This is a genomic window from Rhodococcus sp. HNM0569, assembly GCF_012726205.1.
Classification (GTDB): Bacteria; Actinomycetota; Actinomycetes; order Mycobacteriales; family Mycobacteriaceae; genus Rhodococcus_F.
Map to the genome: position 1 here is coordinate 99,414 of NZ_JAASAE010000001.1, position 13,097 is coordinate 112,510.

Here is a 13,097-nt window from a genome sequence, read left to right on the forward strand (position 1 = left end):
TCTACCTCTCTCCCACCGTCGCCTGCCGCGGCGCGACGGCGCCGTCGCGGACCGTGACGCGTCCGCGCAGCACCGTCGTGGTCACGCGGGCCGGGAGGGTCATCGCGTCGTACGGGCTGTTGTGTGCGATCGACGCGAGATCCCCGGACACGACGGTCCACTCGGTGTCCGGGTCGACGAGCGTGAGGTTGGCGACCTCGCCCACCTCGATCGGCCGGCCCTGGTCGTCGAGCCGTGCGATCTCCGCGGGGCGTTCGCTCATGACCCGCGCGACGCCGCGCCAGTCGAGCACCCCCGGCCGGACCATCGTGTCGACCACGATCGACAGCGCCGTCTCGAGCCCGAGCATGCCGGGCCGGGCGACCGAGAACTCGCAACACTTGTCCTGCTCCGCGTGCGGTGCGTGATCGGTCGCGACGCAGTCGAGCGTGCCGTCGGCGAGCGCCGTGCGCAGCGCCTCGACGTCGCTGCGCTCGCGCAGGGGCGGGTTGACCCGATTGACGGCGTCGTACGTCTCGAGCCGCGAGTCGTCGAGCAGCAGGTGGTGCGGTGTCACCTCGGCGGTGATCGCGATGCCCTGTGCGCGGGCCCACCGCAGGATCTCGACGGTGCCCGCGGTCGAGGCGTGGCACACGTGCACCCGCGCACCCGCGTCCCGGGCGAGCAGCGCGTCGCGCGCGACGATCGACTCCTCGGCGGCGCGCGGCCAGCCGGTGAGGCCGAGCCGAGCCGCGGTGGGGCCCTCGTGGGCGACCGCGCCGACCGTGAGGCGCGGCTCCTCCGCATGCTGCGCGATCAGGACGTCGAGCGAGCGCGCGTACTCGAGTGCGCGGCGCATGACCAGCGGGTCGGCAACGCAGTGTCCGTCGTCCGAGAACATCCGGACCCGGCCCACGCCCGCAGCCATCGTGCCCATCTCGGCGAGTTGCTCGCCCGCGAGCCCGACCGTGACCGCGCCCACCGGATGCACGTCGACGAGCCCGACCTCCTGGCCGCGGCGCCACACGTGGTCCGTGACGACGACGGAGTCGGCGACCGGGGACGTGTTCGCCATCGCGAACACCGCGGTGTATCCGCCGAGCGCGGCCGCCGCCGAACCCGACTCGATGGTCTCGGTGTCCTCGCGGCCCGGCTCACGCAGGTGCGTGTGCAGGTCGACGAAGCCGGGCAACAGCACCTGGCCGGTGCCGTCGACGACTTCGGTGTCGGTGTCGGGTGCGACCACGTCGGGTCCGATCGCGGCGATCGTGTCGCCGTCGATCAGCACGTTGGTGGGTTCGCCCTCGCCGTAGACGCGGACACCGGTGATGAGCACGGTTTCTCCTGATTCGGTGGGAAGGGTGTCGCGGGACGGGACGCTCATCGCGCGCCCACTTCCTCGTCGGCGGCCGCGAGCAGGCGGAAGAGCACCGCCATGCGCACGTGCACGCCGTTCGTGACCTGCTGCAGCACCGCGCTCCGTGGCGAATCGGCGACCGCACTCGCGATCTCCATACCGCGCAGCATCGGACCCGGGTGCAGCACGACGGTGTCGTCGCCCAGTGCGGCGAGGCGCCGCTCCGACAGTCCGTACCGGATCGAGTACTCCCGCGGCGACGGGAAGTAGCCGCCGTTCATGCGTTCGGCCTGCACGCGCAGCATCATGACCGCGTCGGCGCCCGGCAGTTCGGCGTCGAGCGAGTGCGACACCCGCACGGGCCACTCGTGCACACCGATCGGCAGCAGCGTCTGCGGTGCCACGAGGACGACCTCGGCGCCGAGCATCGACAGCAGCAGCGCGTTGGACCGCGCGACCCGGCTGTGCAGGATGTCGCCGACGATCACGACGCGCCTGCCGTCCAGCGAGCCGAGTCGCTGACGCAGCGTGAGGGCGTCGAGCAGTGCCTGGGTGGGATGTTCGTGCGTGCCGTCGCCCGCGTTGACGACCGACGGGCCGCTGCCGTCGGGGCCCTGGGTCCAGTGCGCGATCCGGTGCGCAGCGCCCGACGCGGGATGCCGCACGATCAGCGCGTCGGCACCGGCCGCGTGCAGCGTGAGCGCGGTGTCGCGTAGCGACTCGCCCTTCTTGACCGACGAGCTCGACGCCGACACGTTGATCACGTCGGCGCTCATCCACTTGCCCGCGACCTCGAAGGACACGCGGGTGCGCGTCGAGTTTTCGAAGAAGACCGTCATCACGGTGCGTCCGCGCAGCGTCGGCAGCTTGCGGACTTCACGCCCGAGGAGGGCCTGTTCGAAACGTTCGGCGTCGTCGAGGATGCCGGTCGCGGTGTCGGGGTCGAGGTCGGCGATCGACAGGAGGTTCTTCACCGGTCGCCCTCCCCCGCGGTCCTGTCGCCGGCCTTTCCGCCGGAGATGACCACGGCGTCGCGCCCGTCGGTCTCGGTGAGCAGCACGCGCACGTCCTCCGACCGCGCGGTGGGAACGTTCTTGCCGACGTAGTCGGCGCGCAGCGGCAGTTCGCGATGACCGCGGTCGACGAGCACCGCGAGCTGGACCGCGCGGGGACGACCGAGATCGCGCAGGGCGTCGAGTGCCGAGCGCACCGAGCGGCCGGAGAACAGGACGTCGTCGACCAGCACGACGAGGGCGTCGTCGATCCCGCCCTCGGGAACGGACGTGCGTTCGAGCGGGCGATGCGGCTTGATGCGGAGGTCGTCGCGGTAGAGCGTGATGTCGAGCGAGCCGGTGGGCGGGCACACGCCCGTGAATTCGTCGATCTTGGCCGCGAGCCGGGACGCGAGCACGGTGCCGCGCGTCGGGATGCCGATCAGGACGACTCGCGGGGTGTCGTCGCCCGCGCCGGTCGAATCGAGCGCGGTCTTCTCGATGATCTGGTGGGCGATGCGGGCGACGGTGCGTCCGACGTCCGCGGCGGACAGCAGTTCACGCTCGGCGGACGGTGGGGGTGGCGAAGCTGCCGAACCATCGGCAGAGCGGGAGCCCTCGGGCACGCGCATACAACGACCTCCTTCTCCGCCTCACTGGACGGATCGTTAAAGGATGCCTGACGTGTGTCAGCGTATCAGCGCTGGTAGTCGCCATCGACAACGGCCCGGTGTGACATTCGCTTCGCAGGGCGAAGAGAAGATCACGCCGGGCCGTCGGTCGGAAGGTGCGTCAGGTCTCGGGCTTACTCGGAGCGCCGGGGTTCGTCGTCCTCCGGCTCGTCCGCGGGCCCCTCGGGGCGCTGCGACGTGGCGGCCGCCGCGGCGCGCACCTGCGGCGCGACGAGCACGACCTGACCGAGCACACCGTTGACGAACGCCGGCGAATCGTCGGTCGAGAGCTGCTTCGCGAGCTCGACGGCCTCGTCGACCGCGACGACCGGCGGTACGTCGGTCGCGTGGAACAGTTCCCACACCGCGAGCCGCAGGATCGCGCGGTCGACTGCGGGAAGACGTTCGAGGGTCCACTCGTGCAGGTAGGACTCGATGGTGGCGTCGAGCCGGTCGAGGTCCTCGGCGACACCCGACACGAGAGTCACCGTGTATGCGGGGACCGGCGCCACGGACTCGTCCTTCGCCGCCAGATCGCGCCTCTCCTCGGCGAGGTCGGCGACGTCGACGTCACGCGCCTCGGCTTCGAAGAGCAGGTCGACGGCGCGCTTGCGGGCCTTGTGCCGGGCGCCGAGTTTCTTGTGGGTCGCGGACACTCAGGAATTCACACGCCCGAGGTAGTTGCCGTCGCGCGAGTCGACCTTGAGCTTGTCGCCCGTGTTGATGAACAGCGGCACCTGGATCTCGGCGCCCGTCTCGAGCGTCGCAGGCTTGGTGCCACCCGTCGACCGGTCGCCCTGCAGACCGGGATCGGTGTGCTTGACCTCGAGCTCGACGGTGACCGGCAGTTCACAGAACAGCGGGGTGCCCTCGTGGGTGGCGATCTGGACCTGCATGTTCTCGAGCAGGAAACGCGCGCCGGAGCCCACCGTCTCCTCGGACAGCGGGATCTGGTCGAACGTCTCGCCGTCCATGAAGATGTAGTCGGTGCCGTCGTGGTACAGGTACGTCATGTCGCGACGGTCGACGGTGGCGGTCTCGACCTTCACACCCGCGTTGAACGTCTTGTCGACGGTCTTGCCCGACAGGACGTTCTTGATCTTGGTACGAACGAACGCCGGCCCCTTGCCAGGCTTGACGTGCTGGAACTCGATGATGGACCACAGCTGGCCGTCGATCTGCAGAACCAGGCCGTTCTTGAAATCACTGGTGGAAGCCACTTGCTTCGCGTCTCCTCGATAAGGGTCGTATCCGTTACGGGCGGTCGATCGGGCGGATCACACGACCGTGAGATCCTTCGTGGTGCGGGTCAGCAGCTCGGGCTCGTGCTCGCGAACGACGAGTGTGTCCTCGATCCGGACGCCACCACGGCCGGCGAAGTACACCCCGGGCTCCACCGTCACCGTTTCACCGACCGAAAGTGTACCGGTGCCGCGCTGACCGATTCCGGGCGCTTCGTGGATCTCGAGCCCCACCCCGTGCCCGAGACCGTGCAGGAACAGCTCGCCGTGGCCGGCGTCGTCGATCACCGCGCGTGCCGCGGCGTCGACGTCCGCGACCGCGGTGCCCGGGTTCAGCGCTCCGCGACCCGCGGCCTGGGCGCGTGCCACGAGCGCGTACACGTCGCGCTGCCACTCCGCCGCCGAACCGAGCACATAGGTGCGCGTCATGTCGGAGTGGTAACCACCGACCTGTGCGCCGAAGTCGAGTTTGACGAAATCGCCCGACGCGAGCACCGCACCGGTGGGCCGATGGTGCGGCACCGCCGAGTTCGCGCCCGCGGCGACGATCGTCTCGAACGAGATGCCGTCGGCGCCGTGGTCGAACATCAGGTTCTCGAGTTCGCGGGCGACGGCCTTCTCGGTGCGCCCCGGACGCAACCCGCCGCGGGCCACGAGGTCGGCGAGCGCGGCGTCGGCACACGCGCACGCCTCGCGCAGCAAGCCGATCTCGTACTCGTCCTTGATCATCCGCAGCGTCTCGACGAGCCGCGGCGCCGGAACGAGGTCGTGCGCCCCGAGCTGCGGACGCCAGCTCTCCCACTGCTCGACGGTGACCATGTGGCTCTCGAAACCGACTCGTCCGCCGGCACGGGCGGCGACGTCGACGAGATGTGCGGCGCTGGCGCGGTCGATGTCGGCACGCAGGTCCGGGACCTGCGCGGCGATCTGGGTCACGTACCGACCGTCGGTGCAGACGACCGTGCGATCCTCATTTCCGGGCGTGTCCGAGGCTGTGACCAGCAGCGCAGCGTTCGAGCCGGTGAATCCCGTGAGGTAGCGGATGTTGAGCAGGTCGGTGACGAGCAGTGCGTCGAGCTCACGCGCCACGAGTTCACGGCGCAGCGCGGCGCGGCGCGCGGAGTGATCGGCAGGCATGTCTCGAACCTACCGCGCAGTGCCCGCACGCCACGCCGGTACGTCCCTACCGCGCGGTAAGGACGAGGGGCGTTCTCGCGACGAAACCCGACACGGCTGTGTGCTACGACACAGCGGGGCAGTATGGTGGCCCCCATGAATGCGTGGGTGGTGCGCGGCCTCGGAATGGCCCTGATACACGTCGTCGTCCGCACGGTGCTCGGTATGGCCGTTCTGCAGTGGCCTCTGCACGGCAGCGGTATGCGGATGTTCGCGCTGGTCGTGGTGCTCGCGGCGGCCGCAGTGTGGGGCTGGCGCGACGCGCGCGGCGACCGCGCCGCGAACCCGGACCCCGAGCACGGCGCCGATCTCACCATGCGATGGCTGGCTGCCGCGGTTCTCGGCGGTGTCGTCGCGGGCCTCGCGTGCTGGATCCTCGACCTGCTCCCCGGCCTGCACGTCACCCAGAACGGCCTGTTCTTCGAGATCACGTCGGGCGCCGCGTTCACGATCCTCGCGATCTTCGTGCCTGCGGTCGTCGCGATCGCCGTCACCCGCATCCTGCTGACGCGCGCAGCGCGCAAGCGCGGCGATCTCCCGACGCACATGCACACCGCGGCGGACGAGACGCAGGACACCGAGTACGTGGACAGCGACTATCTGATGACCCACTACTCGGACGAACAGCGCCCCGAGTTGGCCCGCGCGGGCGTCACCCAGCATGCGGCAGACGCCGACAGCGACGCCGAGACGACGCGCTTCGAGGCGCTGCCGCCGCACGGCGACCACGACGGCACGCGGTGGAGCGACCCGGACGGACGCTGAGGCCCGGACCGGCCTGCGTCCGCAGGCCGGTCCCCGCCCGCGGGAGGCTCAGAGCAGGATCGCTCCGCCCCCGGCCTCCGGATCGCGGCCCACCGCGGAGTACGCGGCAGCGAGCAGCGACGGGTCGGGGCCCTCGAGCCTGCCGGGCTTCGCGAGACCTTCGAGCACGACGAACCGCAGCATCCCCGACCGGTTCTTCTTGTCGGTCTGCATGCCCTCCAACAACGCCGAGAACGCGTCTGCGTCGTAGGTGGTGGGCAACCCGATCGATTCGAGGATCGTGCGGTGCCGATCGGCGGTGGCGTCGTCGAGACGGCCCGCGAGACGGGCGAGTTCGGCCGCGAACACGAGGCCGACCGACACGGCGGCACCGTGCCGCCAACGGTAGTGCTCACGGCGCTCGATCGCGTGGCCGAGCGTGTGACCGTAGTTCAGGATCTCGCGCAGATCCGACTCCCGCAGGTCGGCCGCGACGACCGACGCCTTGACCTCGATCGAGCGGCGGATCAGCTCGGGCAGCACGCTGCCGGTGGGATCGAGTGCCGCCTCCGGGTCGGCCTCGATCAGGTCCAGGATCACCGGATCGGCGATGAAACCGGTCTTCACGATCTCTGCCATGCCTGCCACGATCTCGTTGCGCGGCAATGTTTCGAGTGTCGCGAGGTCCACGAAGACCGCGGACGGTTCGTGGAAAGCACCCACGAGATTCTTGCCCGCCTCGGTGTTGATGCCGGTCTTTCCGCCGACGGCCGCGTCGACCATCGCGAGCAGGGTCGTCGGCACGTGCACGATGCGCACGCCGCGCATCCACGTCGCAGCGACGAAGCCCGCGAGGTCGGTGGCCGCTCCGCCGCCGAGACTCACGACGGCGTCGCGACGGTTGAGCCCGATGCGGCCGAGCACCTCCCAGCAGAACCCGGCGACCGCGAGATCCTTGCCGTCTTCGGCGTCGGGGATCTCGATGCGATGCGCGTCGACGCCCCGCTCGATGAGCGCGTCACGCACCACGTCCGCGGTGGCGGCCAGCGTCGGCTGGTGGAAGATCGCGACGGTCGCGGTGCCGGCGAGGTCGTCGACGATGTCGTCGAGCAGGCCCTTGCCGATCACGACGGGGTACGGAGCCGCGGTCTGCACCTGTACTCGCACGGGTTCGGTCACTGTTTGCGCTCCACTTCGTTGCTCGTGTGCTGTGGTCGATCGCCGCTCGGTCGGCTGTTGCTCGGTGGGGTGCTGCCGGGTCGGTCGGTGTCGGAGGCGAGGGCCTCGAGCCGCGTCAGCACCTGCTGCACGACCCGGGCGGGGCTACGCGCATCGGTGCGCACCCGCACCGTCGCCACTTCCCGGTAGAGCGGTCTGCGGATGCGCATCAACTGGTGGTACTTGCGGGCGTGGTCGCCGCCCGCCAGCAGCGGACGCCCGGTGTTGCCCTTCGTACGGCGCAGTCCCTCCGCGACGCTGATCTCGAGGTACACCACGACGTGCTCGCCGAGCAGTGCGCGCGTGCGCTCCGACAGGACGGCGCCGCCGCCGAGCGACACGACCCCCGAGTGCTCGGCGAGCGCGTGTGCCACGACGTCCTCCTCCACCTCGCGGAATGCGGGTTCGCCGTGCGACGCGAAGTACTCGGGGATCGTGACGCCGAGACGCTCCTCGATCGCGACGTCGGTGTCGAAGAGCGGCACGTCGAGCGCATGCGCGAGCCGGCGACCGATCGTGGACTTCCCGGCGCCGGGAGGCCCGATGAGCACCGCGCGGGGCGCCACGACGCAGCCCGTCAGCGCGGCGGCCGAGACGCGATCGTCTCGGCGTACCGACGGAAGTTGGACGTGGTCTCGGCCAGCGAGTCACCGCCGAACTTCTCGAGCGCGGCCTGCGCCACGACGAGGGCGACCATCGCTTCCGCAACGACGCCCGCGGCGGGAACCGCGCACACGTCGGAACGCTGATGGATCGCGACGGCTTCCTCACCCGTCGTCATGTCGACGGTCGACAATGCGCGCGGCACGGTCGAGATCGGCTTCATCGCGGCGCGCACGCGCAGCGCCTCGCCGTTGGTCATGCCTCCCTCGAGACCGCCCGCACGATTGGTCGAGCGCAACACGCCGTCGCTGCCGGGGACCATCTCGTCGTGCGCGAGGCTGCCGCGCCTGCGCGCAGTCTCGAAACCGTCGCCCACCTCGACGCCCTTGATCGCCTGGATACCCATCAGGGCGGCAGCGAGACGCGAGTCGAGACGCTCCGCGCCGCTGACGAAGGACCCGAGACCGACCGGCAGTCCGTGCACGACGACCTCGACGACACCGCCGAGCGTGTCGCCGTCCTTCTTGGCCGCGTCGATCTCCGCGATCATCTCGGCACCTGCCGCGGCGTCGAAGGCGCGGACCGGGCTCGCGTCGACGGTCTCCATGTCGCCGATGCCCGGGACCGGTCCGGTATACGGCGCGGAACCGCCGATCGACACGACATGCGAGAGCACCTCGACGCCGAACAGCTGCCGCAGGAAGTTGCGGGCCACGGTGCCGACCGCGACACGGGCCGCCGTCTCGCGCGCGCTCGCCCGCTCGAGCACGGGGCGCGCGTCGTCGAAGCCGTACTTGAGCATGCCCGAGAAGTCGGCGTGGCCGGGACGCGGCCGCGTGAGCGGCGCATTGCGCGCCTGGTCCGCCAGCAGCGCCGGGTCGACCGGGTCGGCGGCCATGATGGTCTCCCACTTGGGCCACTCGGTGTTGCCGATCTCGATCGCGACGGGGCCGCCGAGGGTCGTGCCGTGACGGACACCGCCGACGACGGTGACCTTGTCGGCCTCGAACTTCATCCGCGCGCCGCGCCCGTAGCCGAGCCGGCGCCGCGCGAGTTGAGTCGAGATGTCGTCGCTCGTGACGTCCACGCCCGCGACCATGCCCTCGAGCAGGGCGACGAGGGCAGGACCGTGGGATTCTCCGGCAGTAGTCCAGCGCAGCACGTCTTCATCTTTCCATGCTCGGCCGTGCGTGTCGGAAGCCGGTCACCACCACGCGGCCGCGACCGCGATCGCGGTCGCCCCGCACATCGCGGGCCCGTGCGGGACGTGCCGTGCGGGTTCGCGGCGCACATGCCACGCCCGGACCGCGGACGCGACGCCGACGAGCGCGGTGACGAGTGGCGCGGCAGCTGCCGCGGCGAGCCAACCGTGCGCTCCCGCCGCGGTCGCCGCAGCACCGACGCCGAGCGCGAGTTTGACGTCGCCCGCGCCCATCGCGGCGGGTACCGCGAGGTGCACGACGAGATACGGGACCGCGAGCATCGCGGCCCCCGCGAGGGCCGTCGCCGTCCGGTCGAACGCGGCCGCGGCGGCGACCACCGCTCCGAAGCCGCCGAGAGTGAGCGCGTTCGGTAGTCGGCGCGTCCGGGCGTCGACGACGGACAGGCACACACACCACCAACCGAGCAGTGCACCGCATGCCGCGAGCGCGACCGTGTCGGCGCACCACCACGCAGCGGCGGCAACCGCCGCGCACAGCGCTTCGCCCGGCCCCGCAGGCGACGAACCCGCCCAGCGGGCCACGATCATGCGCACGCCGTACCCGGCTGCGACGCCGACGGCGAGCCATCCACCCAGCGCACCTGCTGCCGCCCAGAATTCCCCGTCCATCGCATGAGCATGACCGCCGGGGTCACGCCGTCAGGCCATGCCGGGCGGCCGCCGGAACAAGCTGTGGAACACCACGCTCCTGTGGAGATCAGGCCGGTGGAGGCCGGACATCGCCCAGGGCGGCGCGCATCGCGTCGCGGGGTGCCTGCAGGCCGGTGAACTGTTCGACCTGCCCGTACGCCTGGTTGAGCAGCATCTCGAGGCCCCCGATCACGGTGCCGCGTGCGGCCGTGACGGCCTCGGCGAGCGGGGTGGGCCACGGATCGTAGATCGCGTCCAGCACGGTGGGTGCATGCGCGAGCGCGGCGGCCACCGGCGTCGCCGCGGCAGCGGGCACCGTGCTGACGACGACAGCCGCCGAGTCCGCGGCCCGGGCGACACCCACCGCCTCGAACGGAACGAAATCGATGGCGAGGCCGACCGACTCACCGCAGTCGAGCGTGGCCCGCGCGCGGCCTTCGTCGCGCGCGACGACCGAGACGGCGCGCACGCCGAGACCGGCGAGCGCGACGAGTGCCGGGCGCGCGGTGCCGCCCGCACCGACGACGATCGCGGACGTGCCGGCCAGCCCGGCCGCGACACCCGCGTCGGCGAGCGCGCCCGCGACACCGTCGACGTCGGTGCAGTCGGCGCGCCACCCACCATCGACGCGCACGAGCGTGTTCGCGGAGCCGATCAGCACCGCACGCTCGGTGCGTTCGGTGGCGTAGTCGAGCGCGGCGACCTTGCCGGGCATGGTGACCGACAGGCCTACCCATTCGGGGCCGAGTCCGTCGACAAGGCTCGGCAACCGGTCGCCGGTGCACTCGATGCGCTCGTACGTCCACTCGTCCAGACCCAGCGCGCGGTACGCGGCGAGATGCAGCTGCGGCGACCGCGAGTGCGCGATGGGACTGCCGAGCACGGCGGCCTTGCGGGCTGTCATCACCTCACCTGCCACTACGCAGAATGCCTGCGTCGAGCGCGAACTCGATGTTCGACAGGTGTTCCTGGTAGTCGCGCGTGAACAGCGTCGTGCCCTTGTCGTCGATCGTCACGAAGTACAGCCAGTCGCCCGGCTCGGGCGCTTCGACGGCCTGCAGCGCCGCGATGCTGGGCGACGAGATCGGTGTCGCGGGCAGCCCGGGGCTCGCATAGGTGTTCCACGGCGTGACCTCCGCGCGGTCGGCGTCGGTGGTCGCGAGTTCGGTGGTGTCGAGCGCGTAGTTGACCGTCGAATCGAACTGCAGCGCCTGACCGACCTCGAGCCGGTTGACGATGACCCGCGCGACCTTCGCGAAATCGCCCGGCAGCGCTTCGCGTTCGACGAGCGAGGCGGCGACGAGGATCTCGTAGGGCGACATCCCCACCGCCGCACCCGCGGTGCGGATCCCGGTCTTCTCGTAGCTCGCAGCACTCTCGGTGACGAGCTTGCGAAGGATCTCGAGGGGGGTGGCGGTGGGATCGAAATCCCAACTGCCCGCGGCGATCAGCCCCTCGAGCTGGCGGTCCCGGTCGGGGACGGAGGCGACCCGGTCGAGGGCCCAGTCGGGGACACCGAGTGCACTCATGTCGCCCGCGCCCGCGGCGTCGAGATCCTGATAGGTGATGCAGGACTGCGCGCCGGGCTCGCCGATACAACTCGCTTCCGAGATGAGCGTGTAGATGCCCTTCTTCGTGGCACCGGTGTTGACGTCCACCGTGTCGTGCAGCTGGCGACCCTCCGACACCACCATCTGACCGACCCGCGAACCGGGGTCGACCAGCGCCGCGACAGCGTCGGTGCCCGAGATCTCCGTGGGCACACTGTAGAAGCCGGGCTGCATGCTGTTCATGCCGTCACTGGCCAGGGCCGCGTTGTAGAACGCGGCGCTGCTCGCCACGACATTGCGTTCGGCCATCGCCTCGGCGATCTGCTCCGCGGTGTCGCCGGGCCGCACCTCGACCACGACCTCGGGCCCACCCGGGCCCGCGTAATCGGGTGCGCTGCCGCCGCCGAGCAATGCCCGACCACCCACGAGCGCGCCCACCGCGAGAACCACGAGCACCGCGAGCGCGGCGAGGATCCTCCCCCGCCGACGGCGCGGACGCTTCTCCGGGGCCCGGCGTCGACGTCCCACGCGAGTCGGGGCAGGCCGTTCGTCGCCTGCCGCGACCGCCGGGATCACCGTCGTCTCGTAGGCGTCCTCGTCCGCCGCAAATCCGGACCGATCGCCGAAAGTCGCGTCAGCACTGTCGAATTCGTCGTCGACCTCGCGGTAGTGAGCGTCGTAGGCGAATTCGTCGTCGTAGCGGTCGTATCCGTCGTATCCCGGTTCGTCGTACCGGGCATCGGGGTAGCGGGGATCGTCCTGCGCGCCACGCGCGCTGCGGGCGTCGCCCGGATATGCCTCGAAGCCCGAGAACTCGTGCCGGCCCGCCGACACCACGTCCTCGTACCGACCGTCGTCGTAGCGACCGTCCTCGTAGCGCGCGTCGTCGTAGCGCGCGTCCCCGTAATCGATGTTCTCGTCACGGGCGTTGCGTGTCGTCTCGACCGGGTAGTGCCGCCACCCTCCCGTGTCCGTGACGTCACGGCGGCCGGCAGGGCGCACCGGCTCCCACGCCGCGGCACCGTCCACCCGATCGTCTCGATCCCGGCGGGCCCGCCGTCCGCGAGCCCGGCCGCCGTCTCCCCCGTCGCGTCGGGTGTGATCACCCACGGGCGGCTCCCGCTCGGGGAACCCGGACTTCGACAGTTCGGTCTCCGACGCCTGCTGCCACCGCGTTCACCGATCCGCTCCCGACTGCCCCATCGACTCGCTCCGCTCGTCTTCCGACTTCCCCGTCGACTCGCTTCGCTCGTCGAGCCAACCTTGCAAGATGGCCACCGCAGCGGCTTGATCTATCACCGCCCGCTGGCCTTTCGCCGCGACGCCGCTCTCTCGCAACGCACGCGACGCGGTCACCGTAGTGAACCGTTCGTCGGCCAACCGTACCGGTACCGGGTCGATCGCTCGCGACAGCCGTTTGGCGAAGGCCGCGGCGGTGCTGGCGGCCTTGCCGCGCTCACCGGTGAGAGTGCGAGGTAGACCCACGACGACCTCGACAGCCTCGTATTCGTGCACGAGTGCGACGATGCGCCGCAGATCGGGCGCGTCGGGGCCCCGGTCCTTCGCACGCGGCACCGTTTCGACGGGCGTCGCGAGAATGCCGTCCGGGTCGGACGAGGCGATGCCGATCCGGACGCTGCCGACGTCGACAGCGAGCCTGCGGCCACGCCCCGGGTCGTTCTCGCCGGGGCGGTCGACCTCGGCGTGCGCCACG

The 13,097-nt window shown here is 70.9% G+C and carries 14 protein-coding genes; 1 reads left to right on the top strand and 13 read right to left on the bottom strand.

Features of this window, described 5'->3' with window-relative positions; genetic code table 11:
- Position 1: 1 nt before the first annotated feature.
- The 6 genes from HCA44_RS00455 to HCA44_RS00480 all read right to left on the bottom strand — a co-directional run bounded on the left by HCA44_RS00455 (position 2) and on the right by HCA44_RS00480 (position 5,377).
- Entirely contained in the window at positions 2-1,363 is a 1,362-nt protein-coding gene (locus tag HCA44_RS00455; protein ID WP_169646580.1) for a dihydroorotase, read from the bottom strand.
- On the bottom strand, positions 1,360-2,310 hold the full coding sequence (locus HCA44_RS00460; protein WP_169646581.1) for an aspartate carbamoyltransferase catalytic subunit: 951 nt from the start codon (positions 2,308-2,310) through the stop codon (positions 1,360-1,362). The genes HCA44_RS00455 and HCA44_RS00460 overlap by 4 nt, the downstream gene beginning before the upstream one ends.
- Complete coding sequence (pyrR, locus tag HCA44_RS00465; protein ID WP_169646582.1) at positions 2,307-2,960, bottom strand: bifunctional pyr operon transcriptional regulator/uracil phosphoribosyltransferase PyrR; 654 nt, start codon at positions 2,958-2,960, stop codon at positions 2,307-2,309. Before pyrR ends, HCA44_RS00460 begins: the two co-directional genes overlap by 4 nt.
- A 173-nt stretch (positions 2,961-3,133) precedes the next feature.
- Positions 3,134-3,655 carry a transcription antitermination factor NusB gene (gene nusB / locus HCA44_RS00470; protein WP_169646583.1) on the bottom strand — a complete coding sequence of 174 codons (522 nt, stop codon included), beginning with the start codon at positions 3,653-3,655 and terminating at the stop codon, positions 3,134-3,136.
- Positions 3,656-4,219 carry an elongation factor P gene (efp, locus tag HCA44_RS00475; RefSeq protein WP_169646584.1) on the bottom strand — a complete coding sequence of 188 codons (564 nt, stop codon included), beginning with the start codon at positions 4,217-4,219 and terminating at the stop codon, positions 3,656-3,658.
- A gap of 57 nt (positions 4,220-4,276) precedes the next feature.
- Positions 4,277-5,377 carry a Xaa-Pro peptidase family protein gene (locus HCA44_RS00480; RefSeq protein WP_169646585.1) on the bottom strand — a complete coding sequence of 367 codons (1,101 nt, stop codon included), beginning with the start codon at positions 5,375-5,377 and terminating at the stop codon, positions 4,277-4,279.
- Positions 5,378-5,512: 135 nt separating this feature from the next.
- Here HCA44_RS00480 and HCA44_RS00485 point away from each other — a divergent pair, with 135 nt between their 5' ends.
- Positions 5,513-6,181 carry a B-4DMT family transporter gene (locus tag HCA44_RS00485; RefSeq protein WP_169646586.1) on the top strand — a complete coding sequence of 223 codons (669 nt, stop codon included), beginning with the start codon at positions 5,513-5,515 and terminating at the stop codon, positions 6,179-6,181.
- 48 nt (positions 6,182-6,229) lie between these two features.
- Here the strand turns inward: HCA44_RS00485 and aroB are convergent, their stop codons facing one another.
- The 7 genes from aroB to ruvX form a co-directional block, all read right to left on the bottom strand.
- Positions 6,230-7,339 (bottom strand): 3-dehydroquinate synthase, encoded by a 1,110-nt coding sequence (gene aroB / locus HCA44_RS00490; RefSeq protein ID WP_169646587.1) that lies wholly within the window; start codon positions 7,337-7,339, stop codon positions 6,230-6,232.
- Positions 7,336-7,944 (bottom strand): shikimate kinase, encoded by a 609-nt coding sequence (locus HCA44_RS00495; protein WP_169646588.1) that lies wholly within the window; start codon positions 7,942-7,944, stop codon positions 7,336-7,338. The genes aroB and HCA44_RS00495 overlap by 4 nt, the downstream gene beginning before the upstream one ends.
- An 11-nt stretch (positions 7,945-7,955) precedes the next feature.
- Positions 7,956-9,143, bottom strand: a complete 1,188-nt coding sequence (gene aroC, locus HCA44_RS00500) for a chorismate synthase (RefSeq protein WP_169646589.1) — start codon at positions 9,141-9,143, stop codon at positions 7,956-7,958.
- 42 nt (positions 9,144-9,185) lie between these two features.
- Positions 9,186-9,812 carry an A24 family peptidase gene (locus tag HCA44_RS00505; protein ID WP_240945212.1) on the bottom strand — a complete coding sequence of 209 codons (627 nt, stop codon included), beginning with the start codon at positions 9,810-9,812 and terminating at the stop codon, positions 9,186-9,188.
- Positions 9,813-9,900: 88 nt separating this feature from the next.
- The gene (locus HCA44_RS00510; RefSeq protein WP_206037480.1) at positions 9,901-10,737 is read right to left on the bottom strand and encodes a shikimate dehydrogenase; all 837 of its coding nucleotides are present in this window, start codon (positions 10,735-10,737) and stop codon (positions 9,901-9,903) included.
- Between the two features lie 4 nt (positions 10,738-10,741).
- Positions 10,742-12,412, bottom strand: a complete 1,671-nt coding sequence (gene mltG, locus HCA44_RS20835) for an endolytic transglycosylase MltG (protein WP_169646880.1) — start codon at positions 12,410-12,412, stop codon at positions 10,742-10,744.
- Between the two features lie 147 nt (positions 12,413-12,559).
- Positions 12,560-13,096, bottom strand: a complete 537-nt coding sequence (gene ruvX / locus HCA44_RS00520) for a Holliday junction resolvase RuvX (RefSeq protein ID WP_169646591.1) — start codon at positions 13,094-13,096, stop codon at positions 12,560-12,562.
- Position 13,097 lies beyond the last annotated feature (1 nt).